Annotated in this window: 12 protein-coding genes; 7 read left to right on the top strand and 5 right to left on the bottom strand. The window is 58.3% G+C overall.

Features of this window, described 5'->3' with window-relative positions:
* The coding region (locus GXX82_06540) for a methyl-accepting chemotaxis protein (GenBank protein NLT22688.1) at positions 1 to 1,426 on the top strand (1,426 nt) is incomplete at its 5' end.
* Positions 1,427 to 1,536: 110 nt separating this feature from the next.
* Entirely contained in the window at positions 1,537 to 2,724 is a 1,188-nt protein-coding gene (locus GXX82_06535) for an acyltransferase family protein (GenBank protein NLT22687.1), read from the top strand.
* Positions 2,725 to 2,807: 83 nt separating this feature from the next.
* Here GXX82_06535 and GXX82_06530 read toward each other — a convergent pair whose 3' ends face one another.
* The 4 genes from GXX82_06530 to GXX82_06515 all read right to left on the bottom strand — a co-directional run bounded on the left by GXX82_06530 (position 2,808) and on the right by GXX82_06515 (position 9,601).
* Positions 2,808 to 3,941 (bottom strand): cation:proton antiporter, encoded by a 1,134-nt coding sequence (locus GXX82_06530; protein NLT22686.1) that lies wholly within the window; start codon positions 3,939 to 3,941, stop codon positions 2,808 to 2,810.
* Between the two features lie 95 nt (positions 3,942 to 4,036).
* Positions 4,037 to 4,288 carry a hypothetical protein gene (locus GXX82_06525; protein NLT22685.1) on the bottom strand — a complete coding sequence of 84 codons (252 nt, stop codon included), beginning with the start codon at positions 4,286 to 4,288 and terminating at the stop codon, positions 4,037 to 4,039.
* 131 nt (positions 4,289 to 4,419) lie between these two features.
* A complete protein-coding gene (locus GXX82_06520) occupies positions 4,420 to 8,853 on the bottom strand; it encodes an autotransporter domain-containing protein (GenBank protein ID NLT22684.1) in 4,434 nt (1,477 codons plus the stop codon).
* 280 nt (positions 8,854 to 9,133) lie between these two features.
* Positions 9,134 to 9,601, bottom strand: a complete 468-nt coding sequence (locus tag GXX82_06515) for a hypothetical protein (protein ID NLT22683.1) — start codon at positions 9,599 to 9,601, stop codon at positions 9,134 to 9,136.
* 360 nt (positions 9,602 to 9,961) lie between these two features.
* Here GXX82_06515 and GXX82_06510 point away from each other — a divergent pair, with 360 nt between their 5' ends.
* The 5 genes from GXX82_06510 to GXX82_06490 all read left to right on the top strand — a co-directional run bounded on the left by GXX82_06510 (position 9,962) and on the right by GXX82_06490 (position 13,359).
* A complete protein-coding gene (locus tag GXX82_06510; GenBank protein NLT22682.1) occupies positions 9,962 to 10,789 on the top strand; it encodes a hypothetical protein in 828 nt (275 codons plus the stop codon).
* Positions 10,790 to 11,003: 214 nt separating this feature from the next.
* Complete coding sequence (locus tag GXX82_06505) at positions 11,004 to 11,633, top strand: plasmid pRiA4b ORF-3 family protein (GenBank protein ID NLT22681.1); 630 nt, start codon at positions 11,004 to 11,006, stop codon at positions 11,631 to 11,633.
* A 306-nt stretch (positions 11,634 to 11,939) separates the two neighbouring features.
* Positions 11,940 to 12,038 (top strand): AbrB/MazE/SpoVT family DNA-binding domain-containing protein, encoded by a 99-nt coding sequence (locus GXX82_06500; protein NLT22680.1) that lies wholly within the window; start codon positions 11,940 to 11,942, stop codon positions 12,036 to 12,038.
* Positions 12,039 to 12,739: 701 nt separating this feature from the next.
* Complete coding sequence (locus GXX82_06495; GenBank protein NLT22679.1) at positions 12,740 to 12,958, top strand: CopG family transcriptional regulator; 219 nt, start codon at positions 12,740 to 12,742, stop codon at positions 12,956 to 12,958.
* Positions 12,955 to 13,359 (top strand): putative toxin-antitoxin system toxin component, PIN family, encoded by a 405-nt coding sequence (locus tag GXX82_06490; protein ID NLT22678.1) that lies wholly within the window; start codon positions 12,955 to 12,957, stop codon positions 13,357 to 13,359. The genes GXX82_06495 and GXX82_06490 overlap by 4 nt, the downstream gene beginning before the upstream one ends.
* A gap of 28 nt (positions 13,360 to 13,387) precedes the next feature.
* Here the strand turns inward: GXX82_06490 and GXX82_06485 are convergent, their stop codons facing one another.
* Positions 13,388 to 13,963: a DOMON-like domain-containing protein gene (locus tag GXX82_06485; protein ID NLT22677.1), complete on the bottom strand. Its 576-nt coding sequence runs from the start codon at positions 13,961 to 13,963 to the stop codon at positions 13,388 to 13,390.
* Positions 13,964 to 14,299 lie beyond the last annotated feature (336 nt).

The following is a 14,299-nucleotide window of genomic DNA, read 5'->3' as shown; positions in this document are numbered from 1 at the left end:
GGACGGCAATTCCATCGCCGGGAAATTCGATATGGTCGATGCCATCCTGAACGACCTCGGCGACACGGCCACCGTTTTCATGAAGGATGGCGATGACTTCCTGAGGGTCTCCACGAACGTGAAAAAGCCCGACGGTTCCCGTGCCATTGGCACCAGGCTGGGAAAGGACAGCGCCGCCTATGCTCCGGTCACACAGGGAAGATCATACGTTGGCGACGCGGACATACTCGGCAAGCCATATCTCACAAGCTACGAGCCTCTCAAGGGGGCGAACGGGGACGTGATCGGCATACTGTATATCGGGATTCCCAAGGAACAGGCCCATCATCTGGCATCGAAGACCTTGAAGGATACGATCATGTTGAGCGCCCTCATAGGGATCATCGTGATCGCCGTTTTCGTCTTCTTTTCCATCGGGCTCTTCAGAAGGGTCGTGATCGGACCGATCACACGCATGGTGGGCGCCCTCGAGGATATCGCCCAGGGTCAGGGCGATATCACGAAGAGGATAGAGGTGTCGTCGCAGGATGAGATGGGCAGGATGGGGCAGTACTACAACACCTTCATCGAGAAGCTTCACGGCACCATGAAGACCGTGGCGCGGGACAGCGACACGATAGCCGCGGCCGCGGACAACCTGAGCGCCGATTCGAGCCAGATGACGCGGGAGGCCGAAAAGACCCTCGAGCAGGCAAATTCACTCGCTGCCGCGACGGAGGAGATGTCCAAGACAACGTCGGAGATAGCACACAACTGCGTGACTGCCGCAGCAAGCTCGGAGAAGACCAGCGAGGCGGCCGCCCAGGGAGAGAACATCGTGAAGGATACCATCGGCGCCATGAACAGGATAAGTGAGATGGTCAAGGCCTCGGCGGCCACGGTGGAAAACCTCGGCAGCCAGTCCGAAGAGATCGGAAAGGTCGTCGACCTCATCAATGATATTGCCGACCAGACCAACCTTCTCGCCCTCAACGCCGCGATCGAGGCGGCGAGGGCCGGCGAGCACGGCAGAGGCTTCGCCGTGGTGGCCGACGAGGTCCGCAAGCTGGCGGAAAAAACGGGCCTCGCGACAAAGGACATAAAGACCAACGTTGACGCCATACAGGAACAGGTGGGCAAAACGGTGGAAACGATCGAAAAGGGGGTGCAGGAGGTCGAAGTCGGCACCAACGACGTTCGCTCCCTCGAAACGAACTTCAAGAGCATGTTCGAGCAGATCAACAATGTGACGGAGCAGGTCCGGCAGATAGCGGTCGCGTCCGAAGAACAGTCCATGGCAACGAACGACATCTCCGAGAGCATCCAGAGGATCTACGCCGCCGTGCAGGAGATGACGAAGAGGATCGAAGGAAACGCCTCGGCCTCTTCACAGTTCGCCGACCTTTCTGGCGAGCTGCAGGGGCTGACGAAGCAATTCATACTCTAGACATTTCCGCCTGCCGTCCCCCACCCCTAGCCGGCAGGCGGCCCTAAAGCTCCATTAGCTTGACAGGGGATGGTCTGCCCTACTATAGTGTGGTTGTCGGTCCGTCCCCTATGACTGCGATGAAGAGCGATACCGTCAGGCACTACTACATAGACAATCTGCGGACCATGGTCATCATGCTGGTCATTCTGCTGCACCTCGCCGTGACCTACAGCAACCTCGGCAGGTGGTACTACAATGAGCAACAGGTGCCGGGATTGTTCGGTCAGGTATTCTTCGGCCTCTTCCAGACATTCGTCCAGGGGTTCTCCATGGGGATGCTGTTCCTGGTGGCCGGCTATTTCACACCGGGGGCGCTGGACCGAAAGGGCGTTGCCCGCTTTGTGAAGGAACGCTGGAGACGGCTGGGTTTGCCGGCGCTTGTCTACCTGCTGGTCGTGACCCCTTTCATCTGCTGGGTGGAGGTACCGGCGTGGAGGGGCGGAGCGTCGAACTTTCTCGACTATTACCGGGGATATCTCATGTCCGCCGGGATGAACCTGCTCGGTATCGGACCCATGTGGTTTGCGGTGGCACTGCTCATCTTTTCAATCGTATACGCGCTCCTGCGCGTCGTCAGGCCCCCGGCGGCGAGCACCGGTGCGGGGCGGCGGGACAATGGAAGCTTCCACGTGCTCATCGCGCTGATCCCGGTCGTTACCGCCGGGGCGTTCCTCCTGAGACTCGCCTTCCCCCTGGGAACCATCTTCTGGGGAATGCAGCTCTGTCACTTCTCCCAGTACATTATCCTCTTCATTGCCGGAATACTCGCCTGGCACACACAGTTCCAGGAACGGATAACGTCGGCGGCCGGCAGGAGGTGGCTGACAGCGGGGATCGTTCTCGGTTTTCCCGTCCTCTTCCTCATCAAATGGATGGCCGGGGTCTATCATTCCCCGGCTGAGGCCGCGCACCTGAAAAGCGCCTACGCCAGCCTCGCGGGGGGAGTCTCCTGGCTGAGTCTTTCCTTTGCCCTGTGGGAGTCCTTCGTCGCCGTCTCGATGACGGTGGGCCTCATGGCCCTTTTCCGCGACAAGCTCAACAACGGCGGCGGTCTTGCCCGGAAACTGTCCGACAGCTCCTTTGCCGTCTACGTGTTCCACCCGCCGATGATCATCGCCGTGAGCCTGGCGCTGCAAACGCTCGTCGTCGCCCCCGTCATCAAGTGGGCCATCGCCGGCCTTGTCTCCGTCCCCCTGTGCTTCCTGCTGGCATATCACGTCCTGCTCCGGGTACCGGTCCTGAAGAGGATCCTCTAGAACGACGAGACGTCCGTCGGTCGGTGGTTTCGAGACCAGGTAGATCGTCCTCACGACGGTGGGCGTACCACAAGACGTCCCGCCTATTGGGTCTTCCCGGAGGATTGGACGATCTTCCCGGAAAAGCGTGCTGTCAGCATGGGCCCCAGGAATGCCGTGACCACCATCAACACGATGACCGTATTGAGAACAGGCATATTGATGAGGTGCTCCCCCTGGCCGTTGACGGTGTTATAGGCAACCAGGGCGGCCGCAAGCGTCGCCGCAACCTGAGGCAGGGACAGGGACCAGATAAGGAGACCTTCCTGTCTGGAAAAGCGATATATCCTTTTGACCAGGAAGGCCGCGATGAATTTGGAAGCTATGAGGCCACCGACGACAGCTATCACCAGCGGGGCGTTATCCAGCATTGTCAGCGCGAAGACCTTCAGATCGATCAGGAAGCCGATGTTGAGGTAGAAAAAGGGGATGAAAAGATTCAGTCCCAGGAATTCCAGCTTCTCGAACCCTTTGGCGCGTTTCGCCACCGGCCCGATGGCGAGGCCTATCATAAATGCCCCGACAATGGGCTCGAGGTGAATGATCTCGGCCCCGAAGGCGGCCAGGATCATGAGGAAAAGCACCAGGGAGAACTGCTGTTCCTCCACAGCCTTGAACCTGGATAGCAGCCAGTTGCCAAGGCGTCCTATGCCGATGATGACCAATGGCACATAGATCAGCAGCAAAACTAGCTGGATCGCGACGGACGACGCGGAAAACCCGCTTTGATGGATCTCGAGACAGACCGCCAGAACCAGCAACGAGCCGACGTCCGTAAAGACCGTGGCCCCGGTGGTGATAACAACGGGATCGCTCCTGGAAATGCCCATCTTCTGGGTTATCGGGAAACCCAGGAGGGTGTGGGAGGCCAGGAGCGAACCGATGAGCAGGGCTGCCACCCAATAATACCCGAAGAAAAACCCGATGATGACGCCTGTCAGGCAGGGTAGCGCAAAAGTCAGACCTCCAAACAACAGAGAGCGCTTCCAGATCCTTTTGAAAAGCGAATGATCGATCTCTATACCGGCAAACATCATGAGCATCAATTTGCCCACATCGGCCATGAAATTTGAAACAACAGGGGTTTCCGGTATGATCCTGAGTCCATGATAGCCGATGACAATACCCGATATGAGCAGGCCCACGACACTCGGCAGAGAGAATCGCCGGCAAACCATCGGCACGACCAGCAGAAGGAACAATACAATGGACAGGCGAGCCATTGGTGGGAAGCTCTGGAAAAATTCAGTCACCTGCGGCATAGGAAGGCCCTCTAAACACATTCCTCCAGGGGAAAAGTGAACGCCCTGATACCGACATCGGGGTACTGTGCTTTCAGACCCCGCACGACCTCAAGAAGAGCGGGGAGCTCCTCATCGGAAACAGGGATGAAGATGGCGTTGGCCTTGCCGCTCGACCTGGTCCCTTTATACAGTTTCAAATAGGACCTGACGCCGGCCCCCGCGAAGGCCTCCGTGATCGGCTCATCGAAGTAATCGTCATAACCCATAAAGAACATCTTCATAGTCCCTCCTTCTCCGTACGAAAGAATCTCGCGTTCCTGAGGATATGTATGGTCCGTCTACCTTCTGAGACTATTACAGATATGCTGAAATAGCAACAAAAGGCGGCTCGGGCCGCCCTTCCGCCAGTTCCTCACCACCTCCACCTCAGTCCCACCGTCCCCGCGTGCTGCGTGGTGTCCCCGGAGAAGCTGCCGTCGTAGGTGAGGTTGAGGGAGATGTTCTCCTTCGCCTCAAAGGCGAGCGAGAGAGAGGCACCCAGGGAGTCCCTGTGGGGCCTGTCTCCCCGTGCCGTGAAGGTGGAGAGGGGATAGCCGGCAAAGGAGGCGTCAAGGGCGTAGTCGTCGTTCGCGAACTCGTGGTCCCAGGTCATTCTCAGCGCGGGGGTGAGGGTGCCTGACGATACCCGGTAGTCCTTCGTGAGCCTCACGCCCAGGGAGGACATGAGCGAGGAGGTGGTGTCGGAGCCGGCATTGAGACAGAGAGCCCCGGCGTCCCTCTCGGTGAAGCCGTCCCGCATGAGGGAGATGCCCGTAAGGGATACGAGGGGGATGATGTCGACAGGTGGTGTCGCAATGCGGTACCCGCCTTCCAGGTATCCCCCCAGGGTCTGACCCGCATAGGAGGCCTTCGCCCGTCTCGATATCGTCCCGAAGGATATGTCCCTTGTCGTGTCGTAGCGGTTGTACCCGTAGGCGGCGATGGCGGAGAGGTAGAAGGGGTTCATCCTGTAGATGCCGTAGAGGGAGCCCTGGTAGGAGGATATGGTGGCATCGTCGGAGAGGTCCTTCATGTCGACCTTCGTGTGGGAGTACCCCAGGGAGGCGCCGAGAAGAAAAGACGAACCTATCTGCCTGTCGAAGCCTGCCGCGAACCCCGCCATGTCGGAGTCGTACCGGGAGGATATGTCGTTGCCCCTCCTCTGTCCCAGGCTGCCGTAGCCCTCGGCCCAGAGGCCCCGGGAGGAGGGATCGCTGCCTTTTGCCGCGTTCGCGAGGGCCGCCATGAGGGTGTTGCCCGCATCGGAGCCCGTGTCGGTCCTCGAGGCGAGCAGGGCGGGACGGCCGGCAAAGGACGACCGCGGTCCACCGGAGAGAAACCCTCCCATCCTCCCGGAGATGACACCCATGTACCCCCGGAAGGAGGAGAGGGAGGCACCGGTCAGGGCGGTGTGGACAAGGCCCCCCATCTGGTCGTAGGCACCCCGTGCGGAGGGGGCGGTCATGCCGAGGAGGGTGTTGAGCACCGTCGCCATGTCTCCCGTCGCGCTGCCGGACACCCTGTCGAGGGAGGACGCCACGGAGTACTGGTTGGAGGTGTCGGCCACGTCGGCGAAGCCCGTCGTGTTCCTCGTGAGGAGGAGGTACACGTTCGTGGGGTCGTAGGTCAACGAGGGGATGAGGAAGGCGAGACTACTCGTCACACCGCCGAATGTCCCGACGACGCTCCCGGCGGTGAGGATGGTGTAGGTGGTGCTCACGTTGTAGGTCCCCGACCCGGCGAGGACAGAGACGGTGCCACCGTTCAAGGTCGCAGTCCCCGTGACGACGAGCTTGTCCGACTGGCCCGCCGCGTTCACCTCCACCTGGTAGGTTGACCCCGCGTTGTGGGTGTAGTCGCCGGTGATCGTCATCGTGCCGATGGAGTTGCCCGGGGCGAGGGTGCCGGAGTTGGTGACGTTGCCGGTTATCGTGCCGGAACCCGAGAGGGTGCCTGAATTGGTGACGTTGCCGGTGAAGGCGCTGTTGGTGGTAAGCGTTCCCGAGTTGGTGATGGTGCCGGTGAAGGTGCCTGTGTTGGTGAAGGTGCCTGTGCTCGAGAAGGTGCCTGTGCTTGTTATGGTGCCAGGGTTGGAAAAGGTACCGCTGTTGGTGATCGTACCGGAGTTTGTGAGCGTACCCGCGTTCGTGAAGGTGGCTCCCGCCGCGTTGGTGATGGTGCCGGAGTTTGCCTGGGTGTGCCCCGCCGCGTTCGTGAGGGTGGCGTAGTTCGTGAGGGTGCCGCCGGCGTTGAGGTTCACGGTGCCGCCGGTGGTACCGTTGAAGGTGAAGTCCCGGCGGAGGATGAGGGACCCGGTGTTCGTGAGGGTCCCGCCGGTGAAGTTGTAGGAGCTGCCGGAGGCGAGTTCGAGGGTGCCGGCGTTGGTGAGGGTTCCGTCATTGGTGAGGGTTCCGTTGCTCGTGATGGTGCCGCCGGCGTTGTTGGTAAGTGTTCCCGAGTTCGTGAGGGTGCCGCCGGCGGTGTTGGTGATGGTGCCGGAGTTTGCCTGGGTGTGCCCCGCCGCGTTGGTGAGGGTCGCGTAGTTCGTGAGGGTGCCGCCGGCATTGAGGTTCACGGTGCCCCCGGTGGTACCGTTGAAGGTGAAGTCCCGGCGGAGGATGAGGGACCCGGTGTTCGTGAGGGTCCCGCCGGTGAAGTTGTAGGAGCTGCCGGAGGCGAGCTCCAGAGTGCCCGCGTTCGTTATGGTACCCGGGTTCGTGAGGGTACCGTTGTTGGTCAGAGTGCCATCGGCGTTGTTGGTGAACGTGCCGTTCGCATTGAACGTTCCGTTGTTGGTGAACGTGCTGTTGTTGATGAGCGGACCCGCAAGAAGATCGGTCAGGGTACCCTCATTGGTGAGTGTTCCGTTGTTGGTGAGAGTGCCTGAAACGAGAAAGGTGCCGCCGGCGTTGTTGGTGACCGTGCCGCCGGCGTTGTTGGTGAACGTGTTGCCGGAGCCGTGGGTAAAGGAACCGGAGTTGGTGATGGTGCCGGAGTTGGTGCAAGCGCCGTCACTGAGGGCGAACATATTGACACCGGAGCTGTTGGTGATGGTGCCGGAGTTCGTGAGATAGAGGAAACCAGAGCTACCAGAGTTGGTGATGGTGCCGGAGTTGGTCAGCGAGTGGTAGTTAAGCACTCCGGAGTTGATGATGACATTCGTATTGTTAAAGCTGCCCGAACCCTGGCTCTTCAGCGTCCCGGAGTTGATGAGGGTGCCATGGTTGGTGATGGTGCCCCAATTATCCTGCGTGTGCCCCGCCGCGTTCGTGAGGGTGGCGTAGTTCGTGAGGGTGCCGCCGTTGAGGTTCACCGTGCCGCCGGTGGTACCGTTGAAGGTGAAGTCCCGGCGAAGGATGAGGGACCCGGTGCTCGTGAGGGTGCCGCCGGTGAAGTTGTAGGAGCTGCCGGCGCCGAGCTCGAGGGTGCCGGCGTTGGTGAGGGTTCCGTCATTGGTGAGCGTGCCGTTGTTCGTTATGGTGCCCGCGGCGTTGTTGGCAAGTGTTCCCGAGTTCGTGATGGTGCCGCCGGCGGTGTTGGTGATGGTGCCCGCGTTCGCCTGGGAGTGCCCCGCCGCGTTCGTGAGGGTCGCGTAATTCGTGAGGGTGCCGCCGGCGTTGAGGTTCACGGTGCCCCCGGTGGTACCGTTGAAGGTGAAGTCCCGGCGGAGGATGAGGGACCCGGTGTTCGTGAGGGTGCCCCCGGTGAAGTTGTAGGAGCTGCCGGCGCCGAGCTCGAGGGTGCCCGAGTTTGTGATCGTCCCGGTGTTCCCCAGCGTGGCACCGGAGGAGTTGGTGAAGGTGCCCTCATTGGTGAGCGTGGTGCCGGTATCGGTCCAGATGTCAGCGCTGTTGTTGATGGTGCCCTTGTTCGTGAAGGTGTCGTAGTTGTCGATACTGCTCGAGCCCGTGTTGTTGATGATACCCGTCGAGCTGTTCGTGAATTTCCCGAAGTTCTCGATATAGCTCGCCCCCGTGTTGGTGATCGTCCCCTCATTTATCATGATGGCGGTTTTGCCGCCCGTGAGGCTGTCGTTGTAGATCCACCCGGAGCCGGAGTTCACGATGGTTCCCTTGTTCGTGAAGGTGGACCCGCTGTTGGTCTCGATATCGCCGGCATTGCCGCTGTTGTTGATAGTGCCCTCATTGGTGAAGGTGCTCCCGTTGTAGACTTTGATGTGGCTGTCCGTGCTCGTGATGGTGCCCGCGGAGGAGTTGGTGAACACTCCGTAGTTCTCAATGTAGCTCGCTCCAGTGTTGGTGATCGTGCCCGCGGAGGAGTTGGTGAACACTCCGTAGTTCTGGATGTAGCTCGCTCCCGTGTTGGTGATCGTGCCCTGGTTTGTCATGACGGCGGGGTTGGCGGTGGAGTCGTTCAGGATATACCCGGAGGTGCTGTTGTTGATCACGCCCTTATTGGTGAGCGCGGTTCCGCCGTCGGTCCAGATATAGCCATCATCGCCGCTGTTGTTCACAGTGCCTTCATTGGTGAAGGTGCCGCCATAGACGCGGATGAAGGCGTCGGGATTGGTGATGGTGCCCGTCGAGCTGTTCGTGAGGATGCCGTAGCTGTTGATCTGGGCATCCGCGCTGTTGTTCATTGTGCGGACGTTGACCAGCGTGCCGGGCGCCAGCACATCTATCCTCGCCTGGTTGGAATAGGGGTTCGCGTTGTTCTCCCGTTCGTCCGACACGAGGATCGTGCCGGTGTTCGTCGGGCTCGGATCGAGCTCCGCTGCCTGCACCGCGACACCGGTCGACACTGCGGCCAGAACAAGAAACAGGATCGTAGCGGGGAATCTTACCATGTCAGGTGCTTTCGACGGTCTCACGTCCCCTCACATCTTGAAACTTCGGCTTTCTCTCAATAAGGCCCCCGGCGTTTGCCGCCAGTCAACGCAGAGGATCGACTGGCCACGACCCTGGTTCCGTACCGTGTCTGTGCGAGCAATGATGATTGTGGGTGGTAATAGACAAATCGTATTACTCTCCCCGGAGAATGTCAAACAATTGCGCATTCTCATTTATAGACGGCATTCTCTTACTGGATCCTTACAGGCCACTCCATGGGGGGGGAGCTCCCGGCGCTCACGACACCTGCTGCGTTTCGGGGACAACGTTGACGAGGCCGTCCTCGGCGTAAAAGTCGAACTCGGGAACCTTCCCTATATCGTTATGGTCCTGATGGAACATGTCCATGAAGATACTGAAGGACTTCTTGTCATACGGCGCGTTGTACAGGGCGCAGATATGCACGTTCGCCTTCCCTTCACCGGCATCTGTGTAGAACGTGCTGACGAGGGACTTCCTGTTCAGCTGGTTGAGCACCTTCAGGTAATCGCACAGATAGGTCACCGCGTTCTGCCCCATCCGGTACGTCACCGAGACCCCCATTCCCAGGGGCCGCTTGAACACCCACAGGTCCGGCCGCTTCTCATGCACGGCGGTGGCATTCTTCTCCGGATCTTCGTCAACGGGTTCGGTCTCATAGCCCAGGTATTCCAGGTGCGACAGGAACTCCTGGAAATCGTTGTTCTTATCACCCTTCTTCTTCATGTTTCCCCCTCACCGGAGCAGTGCGGCAGCCGAACTCTCCGCTTCATGCCCTTAGTCTATCAGCAAGGGGTGACAGCAGTATGGCAGAGCGGGAGAATATGGCAGCAGCCGCTCCAACGGCTTTAACCACTTGAGTGCAGCCCTTTGGGGTGACTCCAGGTACACAGATGTGTTTAATTATTTGCTGTTACCGGCGACAACCATTTTATGTCGGTGAAGTGACTTCTTGCCTCCCGGTAAGCCTTCGCGGACACTTCACGTTGTGCATTTCGGCAAGAGCTGGAGGAAAGGTGATCGCGGCCCGCGTCGGCTGCAACGGAATGACCGGTGCGGCCCATCAAACAGGGCAAAGGAGATGCTGTGGGGAAGAACATGAGGGGTCTCGTGGCTATTACGATAGGTCTGGCGTTCCTGGCGTTGACTGCTTACGGATGCTCGAACAGGGACAGGGAAACCTCCCGACCGCAGGCGGAAAAGGAACAGGCGGCCAACCCGGGGACGGCCGGCGGGGAACAGGACATAAGCACCACGGGCAGATCGAATTGGGGCGATAAATGCCATGCACATTTTTACTACATTGCGCCGGGACAATCGGCTTCGCTGACATTCGAAGCAGTGATTGACGCGCGCCTGGCGAAGACGGCCCGCGAGGAAGAGCCCACTCTTCGGAAAGAGGAGCTGGAAGCCGTGGGCTATTCCGTATCCTATTCGAATCGTTCCGTCGACACTTTCTCCGCGAGCCTCCCGGTGTGGGTCTTGTCCGAACCCGACTTCGCCGCAAAGGAAAACGAACGAATACTGTACGCACCCCTGAATGGATGGAAGGTTGACTGGAACAGGAACGGGGAAGGAACTATTACAAAGGTCCCTGGCGCGGACGGCAAATTCGCGGTGGGAAGACTCCCCCTTGAAAAGCTGCTCGGCAACAGGAGCGCGATCGACATCAAGGGCCCCAACGGCTCCGTATACTCCTTGACACCTTCTCAGAAGACCCTTGCCGAGGAATTCCACATCCTCTCCGTCACCTTCGATGTCACGGCCCCCAGAGAAACCGTCCTGAGGCAAAACACACGAAGGGCGGGCGTGTCCTGGAGAGACGGAGGCATCGGGTTCGACAGGATATATGACCGTGACAACGAAAGATACGTGATCTCCGGCCCGGCACACAGCAGGGATTGTTTCGAGTAGACCCGAAGACCATCAGCCCTTTGACGGTCAAACGTGCATTTTAACAAACACTTCTTTGCTTCCGCCGCTCAATCTCCTGTGTTGATTGGCAGGGGTATATCGTACTACAATGATGTGCAGATGGACGGCAGCGACAGGAACGAACGGTTCAGGAACGCGGCCCGGCACATGGTACCATCCAGCAACTCTTGAAAGGATAAGGCAAGGAAGAGAAATGGGAAAGGTGATCAAAGGAAAATGGGGCAAGGGTCCGGCAGGCAAAAAGGCGCCCTCCGGTGAAGCGGTCAGCAAGGAGAAGGTCTTTCAACTCCACATATCCCTCGAGGAGACCGATCCGGCAATATGGAGGAGGTTCCTCGTGCCGGGGAACGTGACCCTGGCAAAACTCCACAGGATAATTCAGGGAGTCATGGGCTGGACCGATACTCACCTCCACGAATTTGCCATCGGGAATGTCTCATACGCCGAGCCCGATCCGGAGATGGACCTGGCGGAAGGCGTGAAGAACGAGAGGAGAATGCACCTCAACGAGGTCGCCCCACCGGCCGGCGGCTCGTTCCTGTATGTCTATGATTTCGGTGACGACTGGGTGCACAGGGTGGTCATGGAGAAGATACTCGACAGCCACGAGCTGTTCTCGGGGAAACCCCTCTGCCTGGAGGGCGAGGGCGCCTGTCCTCCCGAGGACTGTGGCGGCCCCCCGGGCTACTACGACATGCTGAACATCCTGAAAGACGAGGACGACCCCGAATACGACGAAACCATGGAGTGGCTGGGCGGTGAATTCGATCCCGATTGGTTCGATATCGAGGAAACGAACCAGTTCCTGAGCAAGCTGAGGTGAGCACGGGTATCTGTCACGAATGAGGATTGGACCCCCCGCTGTCCCGATGTACATGACTTGCGGTTCATCTGCAAAGCTTCAGGACTTCCTCCATCGTCAGACCCGCTTTCTTTCTCCAGTTGGTCCCTGAGCAGTCCCTGTTTGATCGGTTTCCCCTTATGTGAAATGACAGGTAGGGTATTGGGGAAATCTGTTTTCTTGAGTTCGTGGGGAAGGCCCCTTGGACTCCCCATCTGTAATTCTCTTGCCCGTCCGCTTCTTCCGGGGTATGATCTTACCAGTAAGATATCGCGGAGAGGAGACGGTATGGCAGAAGTGGCAACGACAAAGATGTCGTCCAGGGGACAGGTGGTCATTCCGGAGAGCATACGGAAACAGCTCAACCTCAAGGCAGGCTCGTTCTGACTGTTTCGAAGGAGATACTCGACGAATACTGATAAGTTCTTCGCCTGCGCACTGTCTGCAAGGTGCAAGACGATCATAAGCGGGGACAAGCACCTGGTAAAGGTGTCCGGTTTTCGCGGGATCGACGTGCTCAAACCACGGGAATTTGCCGACCGGTACCTGCAGGCATAGGTCATGGAAGGATGCCGAAGAAACGGCTTGAACCGGGTTGCCGTTCATCATGGCGAGGTCTATCCTTAGAATGTGCCAAGGGCTCGGTGCTTGAATTGAGTGGGCTTACCGCCCGGTGTTCAGTTATCTATCCTCGAATCCCATCTTCGATGGCGGGAAACCTGGCTCGACATGTGACATTACCTGTCGATGGTCATGCTCATTCCACCCAGCAGTCTCCAGCCCTGGCCCTCTCGGGTCCATGTGTGGGTTATCCGCGATGATTGCTTTTTTGTGACCCCCGCTGCAGCGCGGTTCTGAACTGGACGAGATCGTTGAGCACAGCCTGAATGTATTCTTCATCCGATACGAACCTTTCGAGATCACGCGCAGCTTCCTGAAGGCAGCGATCCTCGAAGCGAACGAGTTCGGCAAGGCCATGGAAAAAGACCTGATATAGATGCAGATTTCCTGCTTTCCTTTGCTATCATTATGAGCATCCCTTGACAGAGGCACCTCTGTAGTGTATTGTAGTGTGAGAGGTGAGATTGATGAGAACGGTATTATCGGTGAGTCTGTCTGAGAAGATGGCGGCTGAGCTCGATGACCTGGCGAAGGCCACGGGGCGGAACAAGAGTGACATCGTGAAAGAGTCACTCAGCATTTTCCTCTGGGAGACCAGGTTCAAACAGGTAAAGCGCGGGCTCGCCAGGAAGGCTAAGGCCGCCGGGATAGTCACCGAGGAAGATGTGTTCAAAGTGGTGTCGTGAGGGCCGTTTTCGACACCAACGTGCTTGTTGCCGCGTTTCTTTCCGAAGGTGTCTGTCACAAGCTTCTGCTCCGGGCCCGAAAGAGGGAATGCAGGCTTGTCCTCAGCCCCGACATCGTCGCGGAATTTGAAGGGGTCCTTCTCCGTAAGTTCTCCCTTTCGCGATCGGAACTGACCGACGTCCGTACCCTTCTGGCAGAGGCAACAGATGAAATGTGCGCGGAAGTTGACCCCATCGAGCCGGTGAGCCGGGACCCGGACGATGACAGGGTCCTTGCCTGTGCCTCGGCGAGCCGGGCTGACTATCTCGTCACCGGCGACGAGGACCTCCTGGTGGTCAGGCAATATGGCGTCACGAAGATTCTCACCCCGAGAGACTTCGAGGGTCTTTTTGGGGATTAGGATGAGGGACAGCAGACGGTGAAGGCGATCACAGTTTCATAATGAAGCTGTCTCTTCTGTGAAAATCAGGTCTGGGGCCGCAATGAGTCAATGCCCAGCATGTTCTGCCTTCATTGAATGTGATGATCGCGCCAATGCCTATCTCCAGGGAGTCGTCTTTGCGAACAAGCGTGTCCAGATCGAATTCCATATCAAGCAAGAATGATCCTGATCGTCTTTCGGTTGTGAAAGGAAGGGAGACAACCAGAGATTCCTCTCGCAGCGTATCGACATGTCTCTCATTTCGGTAGTGTTCGAAACGAAAGACGTTCCAATCCCCTGACGGCGAGAGATTGAATTCCCAGTACCGATCACGATCCTTGACGGCAACGAAAAGCTCCAGACAGGTATTCTCCCAGAGGCCTTTTTTTCGGGATGGTTCCCGCGTTCGCCCGGGAATATCGATACTCAGCGAACCTCCAATTATCTCATAATGGACAGAGAGGGTGTCGATCCGGCGGGCAAGGTATCCTTTGCATTCTATTCCGGAGAGCGACCCATCCTCTTCAAAGGGCCTTAAGGAAAAAGCCTGTCTTCCGTCTTGATCATCCTGCTTCTTATACATGTCAAAAACCGCCGGCCTCTATATTTTTGCCCCTGCCAACAGATCCGGAATGCGCAGCCCGAAAAATCCTGGGTTATGCCGAGGAACGTACAGGGTTTGATCGCGCATTGCCACCGATCTTAGCCACCAGAGTGCGCATTGTCAATACATTATGATCGGGGGTCACAGCCTCAAAGACGTGGGCCAGGGGGACATGGCCCCGATTGGCACTCACCGTTTTGGAACCGGTGCCGTGGCCAAAGGCAGAAACAGGGTCAACGGTTTGGCCGTCGTCTCAAGAAAGCCATGGCGCCGGTAAAAGTCTGCGGCTTTCTCGTCCTTGGCGTCAACCACCAG

This window comes from Syntrophorhabdus sp. (genome assembly GCA_012719415.1).
Classification (GTDB): Bacteria; Desulfobacterota; Syntrophorhabdia; order Syntrophorhabdales; family Syntrophorhabdaceae; genus Delta-02.
This window is presented reverse-complemented; position numbering and strand designations above follow the sequence as displayed.